This window comes from Streptomyces sp. NPDC001002 (assembly GCF_053599215.1).
This window is the reverse complement of record NZ_JBSFLV010000036.1, coordinates 1-19,993: the sequence shown is the minus strand read 5'-3', so window position 1 is coordinate 19,993 and position 19,993 is coordinate 1. Positions and strand designations below refer to the sequence as shown.

The 19,993-nt window shown below is 70.2% G+C and carries 18 protein-coding genes; 9 read left to right on the top strand and 9 right to left on the bottom strand.

The window, feature by feature from the left end:
- The first annotated feature begins 152 nt into the window (after positions 1-152).
- Positions 153-977, top strand: coding sequence for an NAD-dependent epimerase/dehydratase family protein (locus ACWDR3_RS18335; RefSeq protein WP_450353517.1), 825 nt, complete (start codon positions 153-155; stop codon positions 975-977).
- Between the two features lie 28 nt (positions 978-1,005).
- Here the strand turns inward: ACWDR3_RS18335 and ACWDR3_RS18330 are convergent, their stop codons facing one another.
- Positions 1,006-1,641, bottom strand: coding sequence for a TetR/AcrR family transcriptional regulator (locus ACWDR3_RS18330; protein ID WP_450353516.1), 636 nt, complete (start codon positions 1,639-1,641; stop codon positions 1,006-1,008).
- 103 nt (positions 1,642-1,744) lie between these two features.
- Between ACWDR3_RS18330 and ACWDR3_RS18325 the strand changes: the two genes are divergently transcribed.
- From ACWDR3_RS18325 to ACWDR3_RS18295, 7 genes are all read left to right on the top strand, one after another.
- Complete coding sequence (locus ACWDR3_RS18325; RefSeq protein WP_450353515.1) at positions 1,745-2,437, top strand: O-methyltransferase; 693 nt, start codon at positions 1,745-1,747, stop codon at positions 2,435-2,437.
- Between the two features lie 273 nt (positions 2,438-2,710).
- Positions 2,711-3,481, top strand: coding sequence for a DeoR/GlpR family DNA-binding transcription regulator (locus ACWDR3_RS18320; protein WP_402347015.1), 771 nt, complete (start codon positions 2,711-2,713; stop codon positions 3,479-3,481).
- Between the two features lie 115 nt (positions 3,482-3,596).
- Positions 3,597-4,970: an ABC transporter substrate-binding protein gene (locus ACWDR3_RS18315; protein ID WP_450353514.1), complete on the top strand. Its 1,374-nt coding sequence runs from the start codon at positions 3,597-3,599 to the stop codon at positions 4,968-4,970.
- A complete protein-coding gene (locus tag ACWDR3_RS18310; protein ID WP_450353513.1) occupies positions 4,967-5,905 on the top strand; it encodes a carbohydrate ABC transporter permease in 939 nt (312 codons plus the stop codon). Before ACWDR3_RS18315 ends, ACWDR3_RS18310 begins: the two co-directional genes overlap by 4 nt.
- Positions 5,902-6,750, top strand: coding sequence for a carbohydrate ABC transporter permease (locus ACWDR3_RS18305; RefSeq protein WP_450353512.1), 849 nt, complete (start codon positions 5,902-5,904; stop codon positions 6,748-6,750). Before ACWDR3_RS18310 ends, ACWDR3_RS18305 begins: the two co-directional genes overlap by 4 nt.
- Positions 6,747-7,736 carry a zinc-dependent alcohol dehydrogenase family protein gene (locus ACWDR3_RS18300; protein WP_402347023.1) on the top strand — a complete coding sequence of 330 codons (990 nt, stop codon included), beginning with the start codon at positions 6,747-6,749 and terminating at the stop codon, positions 7,734-7,736. Before ACWDR3_RS18305 ends, ACWDR3_RS18300 begins: the two co-directional genes overlap by 4 nt.
- A gap of 116 nt (positions 7,737-7,852) precedes the next feature.
- Positions 7,853-9,061 (top strand): TerD family protein, encoded by a 1,209-nt coding sequence (locus ACWDR3_RS18295; RefSeq protein ID WP_450353574.1) that lies wholly within the window; start codon positions 7,853-7,855, stop codon positions 9,059-9,061.
- Between the two features lie 72 nt (positions 9,062-9,133).
- On the opposite strand, the gene ACWDR3_RS18290 is transcribed toward ACWDR3_RS18295, so the two are convergent.
- On the bottom strand, positions 9,134-9,712 hold the full coding sequence (locus ACWDR3_RS18290) for a TetR/AcrR family transcriptional regulator (protein ID WP_450353511.1): 579 nt from the start codon (positions 9,710-9,712) through the stop codon (positions 9,134-9,136).
- Positions 9,713-9,849: 137 nt separating this feature from the next.
- On the opposite strand from ACWDR3_RS18290, the gene ACWDR3_RS18285 reads away from it, so the two are divergent.
- Positions 9,850-11,313: an MFS transporter gene (locus tag ACWDR3_RS18285; protein WP_450353510.1), complete on the top strand. Its 1,464-nt coding sequence runs from the start codon at positions 9,850-9,852 to the stop codon at positions 11,311-11,313.
- On the opposite strand, the gene ACWDR3_RS18280 is transcribed toward ACWDR3_RS18285, so the two are convergent.
- From ACWDR3_RS18280 to ACWDR3_RS18250, 7 genes are all read right to left on the bottom strand, one after another.
- Positions 11,310-12,326, bottom strand: coding sequence for a 1-aminocyclopropane-1-carboxylate deaminase (locus ACWDR3_RS18280; protein ID WP_450353509.1), 1,017 nt, complete (start codon positions 12,324-12,326; stop codon positions 11,310-11,312). The genes ACWDR3_RS18285 and ACWDR3_RS18280 overlap by 4 nt on opposite strands.
- A gap of 31 nt (positions 12,327-12,357) precedes the next feature.
- Positions 12,358-13,014 carry a GntR family transcriptional regulator gene (locus tag ACWDR3_RS18275; RefSeq protein ID WP_450353508.1) on the bottom strand — a complete coding sequence of 219 codons (657 nt, stop codon included), beginning with the start codon at positions 13,012-13,014 and terminating at the stop codon, positions 12,358-12,360.
- 115 nt (positions 13,015-13,129) lie between these two features.
- The gene (locus ACWDR3_RS18270) at positions 13,130-14,710 is read right to left on the bottom strand and encodes a TROVE domain-containing protein (protein WP_450353507.1); all 1,581 of its coding nucleotides are present in this window, start codon (positions 14,708-14,710) and stop codon (positions 13,130-13,132) included.
- Between the two features lie 353 nt (positions 14,711-15,063).
- Positions 15,064-16,536, bottom strand: a complete 1,473-nt coding sequence (locus ACWDR3_RS18265; protein ID WP_450353506.1) for an alkaline phosphatase PhoX — start codon at positions 16,534-16,536, stop codon at positions 15,064-15,066.
- Between the two features lie 231 nt (positions 16,537-16,767).
- A complete protein-coding gene (locus tag ACWDR3_RS18260) occupies positions 16,768-17,256 on the bottom strand; it encodes a hypothetical protein (protein ID WP_450353505.1) in 489 nt (162 codons plus the stop codon).
- Positions 17,257-17,372: 116 nt separating this feature from the next.
- Complete coding sequence (locus tag ACWDR3_RS18255; RefSeq protein WP_450353504.1) at positions 17,373-18,764, bottom strand: hypothetical protein; 1,392 nt, start codon at positions 18,762-18,764, stop codon at positions 17,373-17,375.
- A gap of 196 nt (positions 18,765-18,960) precedes the next feature.
- The gene (locus ACWDR3_RS18250) at positions 18,961-19,680 is read right to left on the bottom strand and encodes a Crp/Fnr family transcriptional regulator (RefSeq protein ID WP_450353503.1); all 720 of its coding nucleotides are present in this window, start codon (positions 19,678-19,680) and stop codon (positions 18,961-18,963) included.
- Between the last annotated feature and the right edge of the window lie 313 nt (positions 19,681-19,993).

Genomic DNA, 19,993 nt, shown 5'->3' with positions numbered 1-19,993 from the left:
AAGCGCGCAACCGAGCAACACGGGAACGGGAAAGAGGCAGAAAGAGAGTGGATTCGTCGACTCCGCGCAACACTTGACGAAGCACGTGAGCGATCCTTAGCGTGTCCATGAATGTGAATGCCGTCCACACATGCGCCCGAGGAGATCCTAGGATGCCCGCTCCCCGCACCGTTCTGCTGACCGGCGCCGCCGGCGGACTAGGCACGCTGATGCGGGAGCTGCTCCCGGCCTACGGCTACGAACTGCGGCTGCTCGACATGCGCCCCGTCGAGGGCGCGCCGGACGCGATCACCGCGGACCTCGCCGACCGGGCGGCCCTGCGCGAGGCGGTGCGGGGCGTCGACGCGATCATCCACCTCGCGGGGATCTCCCTGGAAGCCCCCTTCGAGAAGATCCTCAAGGCGAACATCGAGGGGACCTACCACCTGTACGAGGCCGCGCGCGAGGAGGGCGTGGAGCGCGTCGTCTTCGCCTCCTCCAACCACGCCGTCGGCTTCACCCCGCGCCCCGAGGGCACCGCGCCGCACGAGCCGGGCGCGCTGATCCCGATCGACACCCCGCCCCGACCGGACACCTTCTACGGTCTGTCCAAGTCCTTCGGCGAGGATCTCGCGCAGCTCTACTGGGACCGGCACGGTCTGGAGACGGTGTCGGTGCGCATCGGCTCCTGCTTCCCGGAGCCGTCCAGCGTGCGCATGCTGTCGGTGTGGATGAGCCCGGCCGACGGCGCCCGCCTCTTCCACGCGGCCCTCACCGCGGAGAACGTCGGACACACCGTCGTCTACGGCTCCTCCGCCAACACCCGCCTGTGGTGGGACCTTTCGAGCGCGCGGGCGCTGGGCTACGACCCGCAGGACGACTCGGAGCCGTACGCGGAGAAGCTGATCGCCGACCAGGGCGAGCTGGATCCGGAGAACGAGGCGCACGCCTACCTGGGCGGCCACTTCGTCAACGACCCGCCGATCTGGCCGTATTGAGCACCCGCAGCCGTATTGAGGACCCGCGTCAGACGAGCCCGTGCCGGCGCAGGAACGCGTCGGCCAGGCCGTCGGTGAACGCCTGACCGACCGGCTCGCCACTCACCAGCACGCGGTAGTAGAGCGGGCCCACGAGCTGGTCCGTCTCCGCCTCGATGTCGAGGTCGGCGGGCAACAGGCCCATGTCCAGGGCGCGTTGCGGCAGCGCCCGGTCACGGAGGCGCTGCGGTTCCAGACACCGGGACCGGAACTCCCGGGCGAACGCCGGATCGTGCTGCGCCTGCGCGATCAGCGCCCGGAAGACGGCACCGGGATCCGACTCGCCCAGGAACACGGCCAGTCGCCATAGATAGTCGCGCAGGTCGCGGCCGAGGTCCCCGGTGTCGGGCGGGGTCAGGTCCTCGACGGCGTCCTGCAGAAGCGCGTCCATGAGGATGTCCGTCTTGGCGCTCCACCACCGGTAGAGGGTCTGCTTGGCCACGCCGGCCCGCGCCGCGATGCCCTCCATCGTGACGCCCGCGAAGCCCTTCTCGACCAGCAGGTCGTCGGCCGCCTCCAGCACCGCCTGCCGGGCCTCCTCGCTGCGCCCGTGCCGGTTGCCGTGGTGCCGCCGCCCGGGTCCGCCGGCGTTCCCCGCCTCCTCGGCGCGCGCAACAGATGCCATCTCGTCTCCCTCGCCCTGGCGATCCCTCACCTCACCGGCCGATCGCCGTGCCGAGGATATTCCTTCTAGAATTGACGCAACGTTGCGTCTACTCTAGACCGCCATGACACCAAGCGACTCCACGACGCCCACGCCCACCCCGACCCACTCTCTCGCCGACCCCCGCATCAAGGCCGTGCTCAGCCGCCTCTTCGAGGGCGCCGAGCAGGACGACGCCGTCTCCGCCCGTATGGACGCGGACCTGCCCGACGGCTTCGCGCCCCTCTCGCCCCAGGAGCAGGCCGACGCGGCGGCCGGGATCTACATGCCGATCTCGGCCGCGGCCGGGACGCTGCTCTACAACCTGGTCAGGGCCGTGCGCCCGGCCACGGTGGTCGAGTTCGGCATGTCCTTCGGGATCTCCACGCTGTACCTGGCCGCGGCCGTCCGGGACAACGGCGCCGGACGCGTCGTGACCACGGAGCTCAGCGCGGACAAGATCGCCGCGGCCCGTGCGACCTTCGCCGAGGCGGGCCTGGACGACCTGATCACCGTGCTGCCGGGCGACGCCCGCGACACCCTCGGCGCCCTGGACACTCCCCCGGACCTCCTGCTGCTGGACGGCTGGAAGGACCTGTGCCTGCCCGTCCTGCGCCTGCTGGAGCCGCGTCTGCGCCCCGGCACGCTGGTCGTGGCCGACGATGTCGACCTGCCGAACCTGCGCCCGTATCTCGACCACGTACGTGATCCGGCGAACGGCTACGAGAGCGTCACGTTTCCCGTCGAGGACGGCATGGAGATCAGCTGCCGGCTCTGACCGGCGGCGCGAAAGAGACGCTCCTGGACGGCGGGCGGGCACCGAACGGGCCCGCCCGCCGGGGTGTTCGGGCAGTCGGCGTGCCCGTTCCCACGCCTCCGGCGGCTGCCGCGCAGGTCCGAGGCGGGCACTCCGCCCGGTAAACGGGCACACACGGGCAGCATCGGACCCGCAACAGACCTGGTCAGTGCCGGACTGCCGCTGTACAACTTCCTCCAAGGGCCGCACCGGGCCCGAACGGGCAAAGGCGCGCGTGGAGAGCAGGTGTCGGCCATGGAAGCGAGAACGGCGGAAGAACGCCAGCGGGAGATCGTGCGGGCCGCGCGTGCCGGCGGATCCGTCGACGTCACCGCGCTCGCCGCCGAACTGGGCGTGGCCAAGGAGACCGTACGACGGGATCTGCGCGCCCTGGAGGACCACGGTCTGGTCCGCCGTACGCACGGCGGGGCGTATCCCGTGGAGAGCGCCGGGTTCGAGACGACGCTCGCCTTCCGCGCCACCAGTCACGTACCCGAGAAGCGCCGGATCGCGGCCGCCGCGGCCGAGCTGCTCGGGGACGCCGAGACCGTCTTCGTCGACGAGGGCTTCACCCCCCAGCTCATCGCCGAGGCACTGCCCAGGGACCGGCCGCTGACCGTGGTCACCGCGTCCCTGCCGGTCGCGGGCGTGCTCGCCGAGTCCGAGAACACCTCGGTCCTGCTGCTCGGCGGCCGGGTCCGGCACGGCACCCTCGCCACCGTCGACCACTGGACCACCAAGATGCTGGCCGGGTTCGTCATCGACCTGGCCTACATCGGCGCCAACGGCATCTCCCGCGAACACGGCCTGACCACTCCCGACCCCGCGGTCAGCGAGGTCAAGGCGCAGGCCATCCGTGCGTCCCGGCGCACGGTCTTCGCGGGCGTGCACACCAAGTTCGGGGCGGTCAGCTTCTGCCGGTTCGCGGAGATCGGCGCACTGGAGACGATCGTCACGAGCACGCTGCTCCCGTCGGCCGAGGCCCACCGCTACTCACTGCTCGGGCCACAGGTCATCCGCGTCTGAAAGTCCCCCACTAGTCAGTCCGAAAGTCCAACTGACACACCTGAGGGCACATCCATGCCCTGATGGCCCCTCTTCCTCCCATATGTCTTTCTCCCCATACGTCCAGGAGCGATCCATGCGAACCCAGAGCCGACGACGGCCCGCGCGAGCCACGCTCGCCATGGCCGCCGCAGGGACGCTGCTCGCCCCGCTGCTCTCCGGCTGTTGGGTCGGGGCAGGCGGGTCCGGTTCCGGCGGCAACTCCGTCAACGTCCTGATGGTCAACAACCCGCAGATGGTGGAGCTGCAGAAACTCACCGCCTCGCACTTCACCAAGGAGACCGGCATCAAGGTGAACTTCACCGTGCTGCCGGAGAACGACGTCCGCGACAAGATCAGCCAGGACTTCGCCAACCAGGCCGGCCAGTACGACCTGGCGACCCTCAGCAACTACGAGATCCCGATCTACGCCAAGAACGAGTGGCTGCACGAGATGGACTCGTACGTGGCCAAGGACCCCGGCTACGACGAGCAGGACGTCCTCAAGCCGATGCGCCTGTCGCTCACGGCCGAGGACGGCAAGCTCTACGGGCAGCCCTTCTACGGCGAGTCGTCCTTCCTGATGTACCGCAAGGACGTGTTCGCCAAGGAGGGCCTGACCATGCCGGCCCACCCCACCTGGACCCAGATCGCCGATCTGGCCGCGAAGGTGGACGGCGCCGAGCCCGACATGAAGGGCATCTGCCTGCGCGGACTGCCCGGTTGGGGCGAGGTGATGGCCCCGCTCACCACGGTCGTGAACACCTTCGGCGGCACCTGGTTCACCAAGGACTGGAAGGCACAGCTGAACTCCCCCGCCTTCGAGAAGGCGACGAAGTTCTATGTCGATCTCGTCCGCAAGCACGGCGAGTCCGGAGCCGCCCAGTCCGGCTTCGCCGAGTGCCTGAACAACATGACCCAGGGCAAGGTCGCCATGTGGTACGACGCCACCAGCGCGGCCGGCTCCCTGGAGGCCTCGGACTCCCCCGTCAAGGGCAAGCTCGGCTACGCCCCGGCGCCGGTCGAGAAGACCGACTCCTCCGGCTGGCTCTACACCTGGGCCTGGGGCATCCAGAAGGCGTCCCGCAACCCGGACAAGGCCTGGAAGTTCGTCTCCTGGGCGTCCAGCAAGCAGTACGAGGAACTGGTCGGCGAGACCAGCGGCTGGCCCAACGTGCCCGCCGGCAAACGTGCTTCGACGTACGAGAACGCCGACTACCGCAAGTCCGCCGCCTCCTTCCAGGAGATGACGAAGGAGGCCATCGAGGGCGCCAAGCCCGACGACCCGGGGGTGCAGCCGCGCCCCGCGCCCGGCATCCAGTTCGTCGGCATCCCCGAGTTCACGGACCTCGGCACCAAGGTCTCCCAGGAGATCAGCGCGGCCATCGCCGGACGCCAGTCCGTCGACTCGGCCCTGAACAAGGCCCAGAAACTCGCCGAGAAGATCTCGAAGGAGTACGAGGGGCGATGAGCGCAACGACAACGGCCCCCCTGGCCGCAACTCCCGTACGCACCACCCACCAGCCCCCCGCCCGGCTGCGCGCCTGGGCCACCCGGGCCCCGCTGCTGCCCGCCCTGGTCTTCATGATCGTGGTGACCCAGCTGCCGTTCGTGGCGACCCTGGTCATCTCGTTCTTCGACTGGAACGCGCTGTACCCGGACGCCCGGCACTTCACCGGCGTCGACAACTACCAGGAGGTGCTGACCGACCCGGACCTGCGCCACTCGGTGTGGACGACGGTCCTGCTGACGGTCGCGGTGGTGCTGGTCAGCCTGATCCTCGGGCTGCTGCTCGCACTGCTCCTGGACCGCAAGTTCCGCGGCCGGGGCTTCGTCCGCACGCTGTTGATCGCGCCCTTCCTGGTCGTCCCGGTGGCCGCCGCGCTGCTGTGGAAGCACGTGCTCTACAACCCCGAATACGGGCTGCTGAACGGCCTGTTGCACTACGTCGGCGGGCCGCAGCCGGACTGGATCTCCAACACCCCGTTGCTCGCGGTGGAGGCCTCGCTGGTCTGGCAGTGGACGCCGTTCATGATGCTGATCCTGCTGGCAGGCCTGCAGAGCCGGGACAACGAGCAGATGGAGGCGGCCCGGGTCGACGGAGCCAGCGACTGGCAGGTCTTCCGCTATCTGACGCTGCCGCACCTGCGCCGCTACCTCGAACTCGGCGCCCTGCTGGGCTCGATCTACATCGTGCAGAACTTCGACGCGGTCTTCACCATCACGTCCGGCGGCCTGGGCACCGCCAACCTGCCCTACACCGTCTACCAGACCTTCTACCAGGCCCACGAGAACGGCCTCGCCTCGGCCGCCGGCGTCCTGGTGGTCATCGGCTCGATCATCATCGCGACCTTCGCGCTGCGCGTGGTGTCGTCGCTGTTCCGCGAGGAGGTGTCCCGCGCATGAGTTCCGTCGCCGTACGAACCGCCGCCCGCCGCAAGGGAGTCGGGCTCGGTCTGGTCGCCTGGGTCCTCGGCATCGTCTTCTTCCTGCCCATCGCCTGGATGGCGCTGACGTCCTTCCACTCGGAGACGGACGCGGCGAAGAACCCGCCCGCCTTCGGCGCCTCGCTCACCCTGGACGGCTACCGCGACTTCTTCGGCACCGGCGGCGGCGCGAGCCCCTGGCCGGCGCTGGCCAACTCGGTCGTGGCGTCGGTGGCGTCGACGCTCTTCGTCCTGGTGCTCGCGCTCCCGGCGGCGTACGCGCTGTCGCTGCGGCCGGTGAAGAAGTGGACGGACGTCCTGTTCTTCTTCCTGTCGACCAAGATGCTGCCGGTGGTGGCGGGTCTGCTGCCGATCTACCTGTTCGCCAAGAACACCGACATGCTGGACAACATCTGGCTGCTGGTCATCCTCTACACGTCGATGAACCTGCCGATCGCGGTGTGGATGATGCAGTCGTTCCTGGCCGAGGTGCCGGTCGCGGTGATCGAGGCCGCGCGCGTGGACGGCGCCCGGCTGCCGACGATCCTCACGCGCGTGGTGGCCCCGATCGCCCTGCCGGGCATCGCGGCAACGGCCCTGATCTGCTTCATCTTCAGCTGGAACGAGCTGCTCTTCGCCCGAGTCCTCACGGGGGTGGTGGCGGAGACCGCGCCCGTCTTCCTGACCGGCTTCATCACCAGCCAGGGACTGTTCCTGGCGAAGGTGTGCGCCGCGTCGCTCGTGATCTCCCTGCCGGTGCTCGCCGCGGGGTTCGCCGCCCAGGACAAACTGGTCCAGGGCCTGTCGCTGGGAGCCGTCAAATGAAGGCCGCCGTCATCGAGTCCGTGGGCCGCGCCGTCGTCACCGAGGTCCCCGACCCGACACCCGGCCCGCGCGAGGTCGTCGTGGAGGTCGCCGCGTGCGGTCTCTGCGGGACCGATCTGCACATCCTCCAGGGCGAGTTCGCGCCCAAGCTGCCGATCGTGCCGGGGCACGAGTTCGCGGGCCAGGTGGTCGGGGTCGGCACCCAGGTCACGGAGTTGGCGATCGGCGACCGGGTCGCGGTCGACCCCTCGCTCTACTGCCACGAGTGCCGCTACTGCCGCGACGGACACAACAACCTGTGCGAGCGGTGGGCCGCGATCGGCGTCACCACAGCAGGCGGCGCCGCCCAGTTCGCGGTGGCACCCGTCGCGAACTGCGTGAAGCTCCCCGAGCACGTCCGCACCCAGGACGCGGCCCTGGTGGAACCCCTGTCCTGCGCGGTGCGCGGCTACGACGTCCTCAAGTCACGCCTGGGCGCGCACGTCCTGATCTACGGCTCCGGGACCATGGGCCTGATGATGCTGGAGCTCGCCAAGCGGACCGGCGCGGCCAGCGTGGACGTCGTCGACCTGAACGCGGCCCGACTGGAGACGGCCGTACGCCTCGGGGTCTCGGGCTCCGCGGCGAACCCGGACGAACTGGACCGACCGCAGGGCTGGGACGTCGTGATCGACGCGACCGGCAACGCGGCGGCCATCCAGGACGGCCTGGACCGCGTGTCCAAGGCGGGCACGTTCCTCCAGTTCGGCGTGGCCGACTACGCGACGCGCGTGACCATCGACCCGTACCGCATCTACAACCAGGAGATCACCATCACGGGTTCGATGGCGGTGCTCCACAGCTTCGAGCGGGCGGCGGAGCTGTTCGCGAACGGGGTCCTGGACCCGGAGATCTTCATCAGCGACCGGATCCCGCTGGAGCGGTATCCGCAGGCGCTGGAGCAGTTCGCGGCGGGCGTGGGGCGGAAGATCGTCGTCGTCCCGTAGGGGCCTGTAAAGGCCCTGGTGAGGGATCCGAGCCGGGATTTTCGGGGATCGGGCGGATTGGCCGCTTGGTAAGGGAACAGTAAAGCGGCCTCGCTCGTTCTCCGGGCATGACAGCTATGACCCCCGGCTCGAACATCCCTCTCTCCACCGCCCGCGTGGCGGTGGACGTCGCCGCCCCGGTGCGGCTCGACGTTTCGGGCCTGCTGCTCACCGCCGACGGCAAGGTGCGCTCGGACGACGACTTCATCTTCTACAACCAGCCGAACGGACCGGGTGTGACGTACCGGTCGGGCGGCGGTACGGCACCGGACGCGATCGTCGTCGACACGGCGGCGGTCCCGCCCGGCATCGAGAAGATCGTGGTCACCGCCAGCCCGGACGCCCAGGGCCAGACCTTCCAGGGCATCGAGCCGACGGCCACGATCCGCGGCGCGGACGACAACAGCGTGCTGGCCACGTTCACGCCCCCGCAGCTCGGCTCCGAGACGGCCCTGGTGATCGTCGAGATCTACCTGCGCAACGGCGCCTGGAAGGCCCGCGCGGTCGGCCAGGGCTACGCCAACGGACTCGCGGGCATCGCCACCGACTTCGGCGTCTCGGTGGAGGAGCCGGCCCCGGCGCCGGCCGCCCCGCCGCAGCCCACGCCGACGGTCCAGACGCCGGTGGCCCCGCCGGCCCCGTCGCTGTCCCGCACCCCGCCGCCCCCGGCCGCGCCGCCCGCTCCCGCGGCCCCCGCCCCGGGCACCGGCAAGATCAACCTGGACAAGGGCCGCGTCAGCCTCCAGAAGAACCAGACGGTGTCCCTGGTCAAGGGCGGCCGCCCGCTGCTCTCCCAGGTCAAGATGGGCCTCGGCTGGGAGCCCGCCTACCGCGGCAAGGACATCGACCTCGACGCCTCGGTCATCGCCTACGGCCCGCAGCGCAACCACATCGACAGCTGCTACTTCGGCAAGCTGTCGATCCTGAACGGCGCGATCAAGCACTCCGGCGACAACCTCACGGGCGAGGGCGGTGGCGACGACGAGGTGATCGTGGTCGACCTCGGCCGTATCCCCCAGGAGGTCAGCGGCCTGGTCTTCACGGTCAACTCCTTCACCGGGCAGAAGTTCACCGAGGTCGCCAAGGCGTACTGCCGCCTGATCGACGCCGCCACCGGCGAGGAGCTCGTCCGCTTCGACCTCACCAACGCCGAGGCTCAGACGGGCGTCATGATGGCGAAGCTCGTCCGGCAGTTCTCCGGCGAGTGGGACATGACGGCGATGGGCAACTTCGTGAAGTCGCGCACGGTACGCGGGATGGTGAAGCCGGCGGCCCAGTCGCTGTAACGGCAGGAGTACGACACCCGTGGGGCGCCCTGGATCGAGGGCGCCCCTCCCGTGTTCCGGGGCCCGAGACGCTCAGCCCGCCGCCCCCGGCCGCAGCCCGTCCGTCAGCAGCGACAGATACCGCCGGATGAACTTCCCCTGGCCGTCCGCCAGTTCGGAAGCCGTGGACACTCCGTGGGCCAGCCGCAGGATCTCGATCGGCTCGACGTCCTGGCGCAGGGTGCCCTCCCGCTGTGCCGCCTCGACCAGCCGCTGCGCCGCGCCCTTCATCGAGCCCGCGCAGGCCGTCAACGCGGCCTCGCCGCCGTCCATGACCGCGGAGCCCAACAGGGCCTTCATGCCGCGCACTTGGATCATGCCGAGGCCGACCCAGTACAGCCACTCGACCAGCGCCTCGCCCGGCGGGAGCTCCTTCGCGATCTCGTCCGCGCGGGACGCGAGCGCCTCGATCCGCTCGACGTAGGCAGCCTCAAGGAGCGCCTGCCGGGTCGGGAAGTGCCGGTACAAGGTCCCCGAGCCGACCCCCGCGCGCTTGGCGATGTCGTCGAGCGACGCGTTCTCCCCGTGCTCGGCGAACGCCTCGGCCGCGACCTTCAGCAGCCGGTCGTAGTTGCGCCGTGCGTCCGCGCGCATGGGCCTGACCTGCGTCATCCAGATACTCCTTGCGAACCGGGGACTCTCTCCGTATCTTACCGAGTACTAAACGGAGACAGTCCCCGCTTACTTCGGCGGGCAGTCCGCGCTGCCCGCACGCGTTTCAGCCGGGGACGCCAGACCGGGAGAACTCCATGTCCACCCCGTCCGCACCGTCCACCACCGCCGATCCTCTCTCCGCGCCACCCGGGCCCGCCAGGCTCCGCACCGTCCTCTTCGTCATCGTGACCGCGTATCTGATGGTCGGCGTCGACTCCACCGTCGTCAACGTCGCCCTGCCCGACATCCAGAGGAACCTCGACTACAGCCCCACCGGCCTGTCCTGGGTCCTCAACGCCTACACACTCGCCTTCGGCGGACTGCTCCTCCTGGGCAGCCGGATCGGAGACATCGTCGGCCGCCGCCGCACGCTCACGATCGGCGTGCTGCTCTTCGCCTCGTCCTCGCTGCTCGGCGGACTGGCCACCGACAGCGCCTGGCTGCTCGCGGCCCGTGCCCTGCAGGGCATCGGCGCCGCGCTGATCGCACCCAACACCCTCGCCCTGATCACCACCAACTTCCCGGAGGGCCCGCGCCGCCACCACGCGCTCGGCATCTACACCTCCATGGCCGGCATCGGCGCCTCGATAGGCCTGGTCATCGGCGGCATGCTCACCTCCTGGGCGTCCTGGCGCTGGTCGCTGCTGATCAACGTGCCGATCGGTGCGGCCGTGGCCCTGGCGCTCCCCCGCTTCGTCGGCGAGACCCCGCGCCACGCGGGCCGGTTCGACGCGGCGGGCGCGTTCACCGGCACCGCCGGGATGACCTCGCTGGTGTACGCGTTCATCCGGGTCTCGTCGGACGGCTGGGGCGATCTCCAGGCGCAGTTGGGCTTCAGCGCGGCGGCGGCCCTGCTGGTGGGCTTCACCCTGGTCGAGTCCCGCGCCGACCAACCGATCATGCCGCTGCACCTGTTCGCGAGCCGCAACCGCGCGGGCGGCTACGCGGGCGTCCTGCTGCTGCCGGCCGGCATGTTCGGCGCGTTCTACTTCCTCACCCTGATCAGCCAACGGGTCCTGGACTACAGCCCGTTGCGCGCGGGCTTCGCCTTCCTGCCGCTGACGCTGGCGCTGTTCACGGTCGTCCGGTTCGTACCGCGCCTGCTGGCCCGCTTCGGCGCGAAACCGGTCCTGCTCACCGGTATGGCCCTGCTCGTCGTGGCGGCCGCATGGCTGTGGCGACTCCGGCCCGGCGACGGCTACGTGACCGGGCTGCCCGGTCCGCTGCTGCTGATGGGCATGGGCGTCGGCCTCAGCTTCATGCCGCTCAACGCGACGATCCTCGCGGGCATCGAGCCCCGCGAGGCGGGCGCCGCCTCGGGCCTGCTCCAGACCCTCCAGTGGCTCGGCGGGACGCTCGGCCTGTCCATCCTGGTCACGGTGTTCGGCACGGCGACCCGGCACGCGACCGGATCGCCGTCCGACATCCTCGTCCACGGCTCGGCCCGGGCGTTCGGCGTCGGCGCGCTGATCGCCCTGACCGCCCTGCTGGTGTCGGCGTTCGTGATCACCGGCAGGAGGGCCGAGGGGGTCGGGAGGGCTGCCGCGAAGGCTCGCTAGAACAGGGCGCTGTACGCGTTCAGCGCGGGCTGTCCGCCGAGGTGGGCGTAGAGCACGGTGGAGTCCCGGTCGATCTCGCCGCGCGCGACGAGGTCGATCATCCCGGCCATCGACTTGCCCTCGTACACGGGGTCGGTGACCATGCCCTCGGTGCAGGCGGCGAGGCGCATCGCCTCCAGGGTGGTCTCGTCCGGGATGCCGTAGATCCCGGCGTGATAGCGGTCGTCGAGTTCGACGTCGTCTATGGTCAACTCCCGCTCGACCCCGATCAGTCGGCCCGTCCCCTGGGCGATGCGGGCCACCTGTTCGCGGGTCTCGGCGGGCTTGGCCGAGGCGTCGATGCCGAGCACGCGGCGCTCACGCCCGCCCGCCTCCTCGATCGCCCGGAACCCGGCGACCATGCCGGCCTGGGTGGACCCGGTCACCGAGCACACGATCACGGTGTCGAAGAAGACGCCCAACTCGGCTTCCTGCCGGGCGACTTCGTGGGCCCAGTTGGCGAAGCCGAGGCCGCCGAGCGGGTGGTCGGAGGCGCCGGCCGGGATGGCGTACGGCTTGCCGCCCGACTCCTCGACCTCGCGCAGCGCCTGCTCCCAGCTCTCCTTGAAGCCGATACCGAACCCGGCCTTCACCAACCGCACGTCCGCGCCGGCCAGGCGGCTGATCAGGATGTTGCCGACCTTGTCGTACACGGAGTCGGGCCACTCGACCCAACTCTCCTGTATCAGCACACACTTGAGCCCGGCGCGGGCGGCGCAGGCCGCGACCTGACGGGTGTGGTTGGACTGCACCCCGCCGATGGAGACCAGGGTGTCGCAGCCCTTGGCGATCGCGTCGGCGACCAGGTACTCCAGCTTGCGGGTCTTGTTCCCGCCGTACGCCACACCGGAGTTGCAGTCCTCGCGCTTGGCCCAGAGAGAGGCGCCGCCGAGGTGGGCGGTGAGGCGCTCCAGCGGGTGCACCGGGGAGGGACCGAAGAGGAGCGGGTAACGGTCGTACGAGGAAAGGGACATGCTGCCTCCGGGTCGGGCGGGATCTGCGGGGTCAGGCGGGATCTGCCGGGTCGGCCAGGTCGGCCAGCGTGTGCCAGATGGCGACCGTGACCAGGACCGCGCCCTCGGTGTCACCGTCCGCGCAGGCCTCGATCAGCCGCTCGTGCAGCCCGGCCGAACGGCAGGAGCCGCCCTCGCCGAAGCGCCGTCGCTCCAAGCGGCGGATGAGCGGGGTGTAGCGGGCGACGGTGGCGGCGGCGGCGCGATTGCCGCTCACCCGCACCAGTACGTCGTGGAGTTCGTCGTCGGCGCGCAGGGCCGCGTCCACGTCACCGCCGGTCACGGCGAGGGCGAACCGGCCGTTGGCCGCGCGCATCTCGTCAAGGTCCGCCGCCCGCAGGCGGGGTACGGCGACCCGGGTCACCAACTCGTGCATGGCACCGACCACGGCGGCCGCGTCCCGCACCTCGGCGGCCACGACCGGCGTCACCCGCGTATAGCTCTGCGGCTTGCTCTCCAGCAGTCCCTCGTCCACCAGCCGCGAGAACGCCTCCCGCACCGGCGCGCGGGACAGCCCGAGCCGCTCGGCGAGATCGGCATCGCGCACCACGGTGCCGGGCTCGATCTCCCCGGCGACGATGGCGTCGCGGATGACTTCGTAGGCGCGGTCCCTGAGGAGGGTGCGCGGGACGGGTCGTAGAGCCTCCATGAACTGAAATGTTAGATGTCAATCTCCCCGAGGACAAGAGGGGGCAAGGGAGGGCATGGGAGGGAATGGAAGTGGCCCGCACCCCCCGTATGAAGTGCGGGCCACGCTTCGGTGCTCAGGCCGCCCAGGGCCAGTCGGCGTCCTGGGCCGCTTCGAGCAGCGGAACCATCCGGAAGGCCGCGTCGCCGAGGCCGCCGAAGGTGTGCCGGTTCGCCTGGCCCGACGGGCCGTGGCCCGCCCGGTACCCGGCGAGGTTCCAGGTGTAGACCGGGATGTGCGCCGGCACCTGCTCGGTCGGGTCACCGTGCCGGTTGTACGCGTACTGCTCGTCGGTGACGATCAGCACCCGGTCCTGTCCCCGGTAGTGCGCGCGGATCGCCGAGGTGGTGTCGGTGCCGCCCAGGCTGCCGAAGCGGTCCAGGATCTTCAGCACCGACTCGTCCCGGCGGAAGTCCAGCCGCCGGTTGGTCGTGCCGAACTCGACGAGATCCGCGTCCGCCGCCCGCAGCGCGAGCGCCGTACCGAAGATCGCCGCCGCGTCGGCCCGGTTGAGCTCCGAACGGTCGGACAGCCGCGCCCACATGGAGCCCGAGCGGTCCACCAGCACCAGCGTCCGGCCGGGCAGCGCGGGCACGTTGGCCAGCGAGTGGCCGAGCGCCCGCTCCAGCGGGTACGCCCAGCGCAGCGAGGGCGCGTGACGGTACGCGGCGAGGTACCGGAACGGGAACTGCCGCGAGCGCGCGACCTCCGCCGGGTCGCTGATCCGCGCGGCGACCCGCTCCGCGACCTCGTCGGACACACCAGCCTGGTCGAAGTTGCGCAGGTTGCGGACGAGCGCCATGGCACCCATGGACGGGATCACGGCCTCCCAGGCCGCCTTGTCCATCGGGCCCTGGAGCCAGCCGGCCAGCGCCTCCCACGTCACCCCGGCCTCGGCGAGCCGCTCGGCACCGCCCTCGGACAGGACGACGGCACGCCGGTCCTCGACCGGAAGAGCCATCAGCTCGCGGTGCGCGACCAGCGTCCGGCTCGACGTGGGCGGCAGCGCGGTGTCCGGGTTGTGCCGACGGTCGAGGGCATACCGGAACAGCTCGCCCTGCCACGGCTTGTCCGGGTCCGGGGCCGCGTGCACGAGGTTGAGGATGTCGCCGAAGCGGTAGCCCTTGGTCGCGGTGTCGTACTTCAGCAGCGACTTGCCGCTGTAGAGACGCTGTACGGCGTCGGCGATACCGCGCTTGACGGGCTTCGGGACGGCACGGCCGTACCGCGAGGTCCAGTACCCGAGCAGTTCGCCGGGCTCGTCGGGACGGCGCAGTACGGAGGCCACGACCTGGCGGTTCGACGGGCCGTCGGTGACGCCGGCGTCGAGGCGCGCCTTGACGTACTCGGCGGCGCCCACGATCGAGGCGGTGCGCAGGTTGCCCTCGCCGCGCAGCCAGCCGAGCAGCCCTGCGGTCCAGGCCGGGTCCTCGACGGCGAGCCGGTGCACGAGCCGCGCGTAACGGTCGTCGCGGTCGGTGCCGGACTCGTAGAAGGTCTGCTGGGAAACGAAGTTGGCGATCGCGAGGAGGAAGAGCTCGGAGCGCGCGTCGCGCTCACGGCCGCGGCCGCCCTCGTAGGTACGGAGCACCCGGCCGGTGGAGGTGACGCGGGAGACGGGCTGCGCGCGGGCGGACTTCCTGTTGAATCGAGACATGCTGAATTCCCCCGAATTCACTGCGTTTTCGGAGGGAGTGCGCGGCAATGGTGGGCGCCCGAGATCGGAGTCGGCGACGGCACTTATAAACCAGCGCGTCTGCCGTTCCGCCACATCGGCCCAGGGCCGACGACGGGATTTGAACCCGCACCCGTATCACTACGGACTGGATCCCTGAAGTATCCGCTGCCTGCGCACCGGGCACCCACCATGAGCTGCGCCTCCCGAGATCAAGCCGGCCGCGGTGTTGGATTCTTTTTCGAGAAGAAGTAACCGCGTCCTTCGCACCGGGAGGTGCGTGCTGCTGTGATCTCAGAGTAGGAGGCACAGTCGATGGTGGGCGACCGAATTAACTAGCCGCGCTTCTGCCGCTTCCAGGGGCCGGTGATCGCCAACATGATGCCGGGCGTCTGGATGTTGGCGTACAGCGTCTTTCCGTCGGGCGAGAAGGTCACGCCGGTGAACTCGCTGTACTCGGGCTTCTCGGCGGTGCCGATGTTGAGTTCGTTGCGGGCGATCGGGTAGGTGCGGCCGCTGTCGGTCGCGCCGAACAGGTGCTGGATGCCCTCGCCGTCCTCGGCGATGACGAGGCCGCCGTAGGGGGAGACGGTGATGTTGTCGGGGCCGTCGAAGTTGCCGTCCTTGGACGGGTCCGGGTTGACGCCGATCAGGACCTTGAGGGTCAGGGTGCGGCGCTTGGGGTCGTAGAACCAGACGGCGCCGTCGTGCTGGACGGGGCTCTCGGTGCGGGCGTACGAGGAGACGATGTACGTGCCGCCGTCACCCCACCACATGCCCTCCAGCTTGCGGGCGCGGGTGACCTCGCCGGCGGCGAACTGCTTGCGCACGGAGGTGGTCTTGGCGTCGCGGTCGGGGACGTCGACCCAGTCGACCCCGTAGACCGTGCCGATCTTCGTGGCGCGGGAGAGGTCGTCGATGAACTTGCCGCCGGAGTCGAAGCACTTGAAGGCCTGGAGCACGCCCGCGTCGTCGGCGAGGGTGCGCAGCTTGCCGCGGCCGTGGTGGAAGTGCTCCGGCGGGGTCCAGCGGTAGAGGAGACCGTTGGGGCCGGAGGCGTCCTCGGTCAGGTAGAGGTGGCCGCGCTTGGGGTCGACGACGACGGCCTCGTGGGCGTAGCGGCCAAGTGCCTTGATGGGCTTGGGGTTTCTGTTGGCCCGGCGGTCGGCGGGGTCGACCTCGAAGACGTAGCCGTGGTCCTTGGTGAAGCCGTTGGTGCCGGTCTTGTCCTCGGTCTCCTCGCAGGTGAGCCAGGTGTCCCAAGGGGTGTTGCCGCCCGCGCAGTTGGTGGCGGTGCCGGCGATGCCGACCCACTCGGCGACATGGCCGCCGGGGCGGACCTCGACGACCGTGCAGCCGCCGGCCGCGGCCGGGTCGTAGACGAGTCCGTCGATGAGCGGGACCGGGTGCGGCCACTGGGCGCGGGGGCCGGCCAGCTCGTGGTTGTTGACCAGGAGGGTCGTGCCGCGGGGGCCGTCGAAGGTGGACGTGCCGTCGTGGTTGGAGGGCGTGAACTCGCCGGACTCCAGCTTGGTCTGGCCGCTGTAGGTGATGACGCGGTACTTGAAGCCGGCGGGCAGCGCGAGCAGGCCCTTGGGGTCGGCGATCAGCTCTCCGTAGCCGACTCCGCCGTGCCCGTGCCCGTGGCCGTGTCCGTAGTCGTCCGCGGACACTCCCTCCGCGCCCTCGGCGTCCGTGGCCGCAAGGGCGTTCGGTGCCGTGGCCAGCGCGCCGACACTGCCGGCGAGCGCGACACCGGCACCGGTGACCGCGGATTTTGTGGCGAAGTCCCTGCGACTGAGCGACATGGTGTCTCCTGTGACGGTGAGTATGCCGTGGAGGGTGGCGGACCTCGGGTCGGCGCCACGCTCCCGCCCACGGCTGAACGGGAGTTGAACACCGGGCGTCTGCGCGGGACACGCTTCCATGAATCCGTACGCACCGGACCACGGGAGCCCAAAAACCCTCTCGCCCGGGTAATGGCGGCGAAGATGACGAGCGGTCGGCCGAATCATCACAAAGGGGACCAACCGGTGCGGCTACGACGCGCCGAGCACCGACACCGTCACTCCGAAGCACAGCATGAGACCGGTCCAGGGCATGGCGTGCCGCAGATGGCGGTTCTTGGCGTGCGCGATGGCTCCCAACACGCGGGCCATGTCCCACAGTTGGGCGCAGAGCAGGTTCGGGTCGGCGGCGGGCGGGATGTCCAGGCCCATGAAGCCGAAGGGGCTCAGCGGCAGCGGCACCTCAAGGCGGGGCCGCATCGCCAGGGCGAGATGGAGGCCGGAGACCAGGAACGTAAGGGCGAACAGGGCCAGGACGACGTCGGCGACCGCCCCGTGCCGGCGCCCGTCACCCGTACCGAGGGCGGTCACCACCGCGACCACTCCCCCGGTGTGCACCACCAGCATGCTGTTGACCTTGGCGTCGGCCTCCTGCACATAGCCCTGGAAGGCGGACAGCGCCCCCAGCCCCGCCGTCACGGCGATCTCGACCGTCCTGGTGCCCCCGTGGTCCGTCATCATGGCCGCCCTCCCGCCACGTCTCCCGTGTCGACAGGATGGAACCGCCCGCGTCGGCGGCAGGCATCGACCGTCACATGACGGGGTGGCTCCGGAGCGGAAGGGGGAGGGCGCGGGTGTCAGCGGGCCGTCCACTCCTGCGTACGGTCCCCGGGCCGGCACGGCTCCACGGTCAGCGCGCCGCCCTCGCCGGGCGCGGTCAGACAGCCGTCCGTGCGGGCCGAGTTGAGCAGTCGGAAGGTTCCGTCGTGGCCGTGCACGGGGACGACGGACCACTCCTGACCGGGGTCGTCGACGAACGGGAGCAGCAGGACGCGGTCCGATGCGGTGTCGAGGGAGAGGGCCAGGGCACGGGCTCGGACACGGGCTCGGTCGGCGTCGGAACCGGCCGTGAGCCGCAACCCGCCACCGCTGGCCGGGGCCAGCCGCCAGGCCCGTTCGACCCCGTCCCGGCCGCCTTCCTGGTCGCCCTGCCCATCCTGCTCGCCCTGCTCATCCTGCTCGCCCTGCTCGTCCTGCTCGTCCTGCTCGTCCTGCTCGTCGGCGAGCCACGCGCCCGTCCCGTCGGCGGCGAGGACGCCTCCGTGGCCCGCGTTGCCGAGCGGGCCGCGCTCGTCGTCGTCGGCCGTCGAGGAGGGGGCGGACTGGGGCGTCAGCGGCGGCCGCTCACCCTGCGAACGTGAGGTAGCCGGTCCGGGCCGCTCGGGCGGACGAGAGGCCGGCGGGGATGCGGCGTCGGTCCTCACGCTGCCCTGCGTCGAGGAGAACGCCACGGGTACGAGGAGCACCGCCGCGAGGGCCACGGCCGCGGGCAGCGCCACGGTCGCCAGCATCAGCCGGGGCGCGCACCTGAACAAGCGCATCACCTTGCGCAGACCGGGCACGACACCTCGGTCGAAGCGTCGCCGCATCCGGGCGAAGAAGGACGGGTTCACCGTCCGGTGCACCTCGTCCGTGGTGCGGCCGGGCGCGGTGAGGTAGGCGTCGCGTTTCTTCCCGTGCTTGTCGATCACGCCGACCCGTTCGAAGGCGTCTTTCTCGACGCCGGGGGCCCAGCCGAGGTGAATCGTTTGCTCGTACACGTACAGGCTGACGATCACCACGAGCTGCTGATCCGGGAACTCCTTCTGCAGCAGTTTCGCCTGCGCGCAGTCGACCAGCCGCTTGGCCTCGACGGCTCCGTCGCCCGCGGTGCCCAGGGCGCTGTCCTTGGCCAGGCTCGTGACCACGGCCAGCCGGACCTGGAGCAGTTCCTCGGGCTCACGGCCGACGTTCCGCTTGGCGAGGCTCTCCTGGAAGGCCGGGGCGTACCGGGAGACCACCAGGCTCATCAGGCTGCTGCGCCACCAGACCAGGTATCCGTCGCCGTCCTTCTGGAAGCCGAGGTAGTCGCGGCGCAACGAGTCGGGCACCTGATCGAGCGCGTCCTGATGCGCCCCGTAGAGCGCCGCCTGCGCCGCGTGCATCTGTGGACCCTGGAAACGGCTGTAGTCGCCCAGATCCACTCTCAAGTACACAGCGTCGAAGAGATTCGACACCGAATCTGATCCGAATCCGTCACTCGATTCGGACGCGTTGTCGTGCAACGTACGTGTGACCTCTCCTGAACAGGAGCGCGAAGTCCAAAAGATTATGGACAGCCTTGGGATACCACAGATCTGCACGGAGTTGCCAGTTGGCTCATGTTCAACTCCCGTCCCTCTGTGCTCATTCCCGGTCCGCGATCACGCGAAGTGCCGTCAGGTCGGTGACGATGACACGCCGGTGATGCGCGTCGACAAGATCGCGCAGTTCTCTGAGGGCACGGTACGCGGTGCTCTCGGAGACCCCGATCAACTCGCCCCACTCCACGTGCTTCAAATCCATCGGAAGGATGACCTCGCGTCCACGCACCGACTGCCCGAAGTCGTCGGCCATTTCGACCAGCACGCGGGCCAACCGCACGGTGGGGGACCGGTGATGGAAGTCGACCCGTCGCCGGGTGGCTGCCGCCAGCTTGCGGCTGACGGTGTCCTGTAATCGCCGCAGCACCTCGGGCTGGGCCTCTTTCACGGCATCGAAGTCGGCCCACCCGAGCCGCAGCACCGTGACGGGGTCGATCCCACAGGCTCGGACGGTCGCGCTGCGCGGCGCCCCACTCATCCCGGCGAGCTCACCGACAAGATCCCCGCTGAGCCGCACGGCGACGAGGGTCCAACCGCCGCCGCTCAGCGCCGCGGTGACCTTGACGTAGGAGGAGACGAGCAGGAAGACATCGGTGGTGGAATCCCCCTCCCTGATCAGCGCGGTACCAGGAGCGAAGGACACGAGCTCCGCCCGCTCGGCCAGGGCGAGTTGGGCCCCCCGACCGAGCCCCCCGAGAAAACTGTCAGCCCGCCACCCCCGCCGCGCCCCCCGCACCAACTGTTCGGCCTCGCCCCAGTCCATGCGCACCCCGCCCCCTCACAAAAATCGTGCCCTCGGGAAGGAAAGGATTCACACCGACTAAACGAGGTACGCCCCGCACCTCCCAGCCCGTCCGGCGCATGAGGACGAGGCGGCACCTCTTGAACACCGACCCGCACAATCCAGCCCGTCCGGCGTTTGAGGCCAAGGCTCTGCCATCCCGATCCCCCACCCACCCGCAGGGGGCTCCGCCTGTGTCTTTCAGCCCGTCCGGCGTTTGAGGACGAGGCCGTTCAGGCCGATCCAGGACCAGAAGACCAGGCAGAAGGGCGAATACCACAGCCGCGGCGACAAG

Bases quoted from the DNA above. Each gene is read 5' to 3' on its own strand.
- ACWDR3_RS18335 (WP_450353517.1), top strand. From the start codon at position 153: ATGCCCGCTCCCCGCACCGTTCTGCTGACCGGCGCCGCCGGCGGACTA.
- ACWDR3_RS18270 (WP_450353507.1), bottom strand. From the start codon at position 14,710: ATGTCTCGATTCAACAGGAAGTCCGCCCGCGCGCAGCCCGTCTCCCGC.
- ACWDR3_RS18265 (WP_450353506.1), bottom strand. From the start codon at position 16,536: ATGTCGCTCAGTCGCAGGGACTTCGCCACAAAATCCGCGGTCACCGGT.
- ACWDR3_RS18325 (WP_450353515.1), top strand. From the start codon at position 1,745: ATGACACCAAGCGACTCCACGACGCCCACGCCCACCCCGACCCACTCT.
- ACWDR3_RS18250 (WP_450353503.1), bottom strand. From the start codon at position 19,680: ATGGACTGGGGCGAGGCCGAACAGTTGGTGCGGGGGGCGCGGCGGGGG.
- ACWDR3_RS18310 (WP_450353513.1), top strand. From the start codon at position 4,967: ATGAGCGCAACGACAACGGCCCCCCTGGCCGCAACTCCCGTACGCACC.
- ACWDR3_RS18295 (WP_450353574.1), top strand. From the start codon at position 7,853: ATGACCCCCGGCTCGAACATCCCTCTCTCCACCGCCCGCGTGGCGGTG.
- ACWDR3_RS18300 (WP_402347023.1), top strand. From the start codon at position 6,747: ATGAAGGCCGCCGTCATCGAGTCCGTGGGCCGCGCCGTCGTCACCGAG.
- ACWDR3_RS18330 (WP_450353516.1), bottom strand. From the start codon at position 1,641: ATGGCATCTGTTGCGCGCGCCGAGGAGGCGGGGAACGCCGGCGGACCC.
- ACWDR3_RS18285 (WP_450353510.1), top strand. From the start codon at position 9,850: ATGTCCACCCCGTCCGCACCGTCCACCACCGCCGATCCTCTCTCCGCG.
- ACWDR3_RS18315 (WP_450353514.1), top strand. From the start codon at position 3,597: ATGCGAACCCAGAGCCGACGACGGCCCGCGCGAGCCACGCTCGCCATG.
- ACWDR3_RS18305 (WP_450353512.1), top strand. From the start codon at position 5,902: ATGAGTTCCGTCGCCGTACGAACCGCCGCCCGCCGCAAGGGAGTCGGG.
- ACWDR3_RS18280 (WP_450353509.1), bottom strand. From the start codon at position 12,326: ATGTCCCTTTCCTCGTACGACCGTTACCCGCTCCTCTTCGGTCCCTCC.
- ACWDR3_RS18260 (WP_450353505.1), bottom strand. From the start codon at position 17,256: ATGATGACGGACCACGGGGGCACCAGGACGGTCGAGATCGCCGTGACG.
- ACWDR3_RS18290 (WP_450353511.1), bottom strand. From the start codon at position 9,712: ATGACGCAGGTCAGGCCCATGCGCGCGGACGCACGGCGCAACTACGAC.
- ACWDR3_RS18320 (WP_402347015.1), top strand. From the start codon at position 2,711: ATGGAAGCGAGAACGGCGGAAGAACGCCAGCGGGAGATCGTGCGGGCC.
- ACWDR3_RS18275 (WP_450353508.1), bottom strand. From the start codon at position 13,014: ATGGAGGCTCTACGACCCGTCCCGCGCACCCTCCTCAGGGACCGCGCC.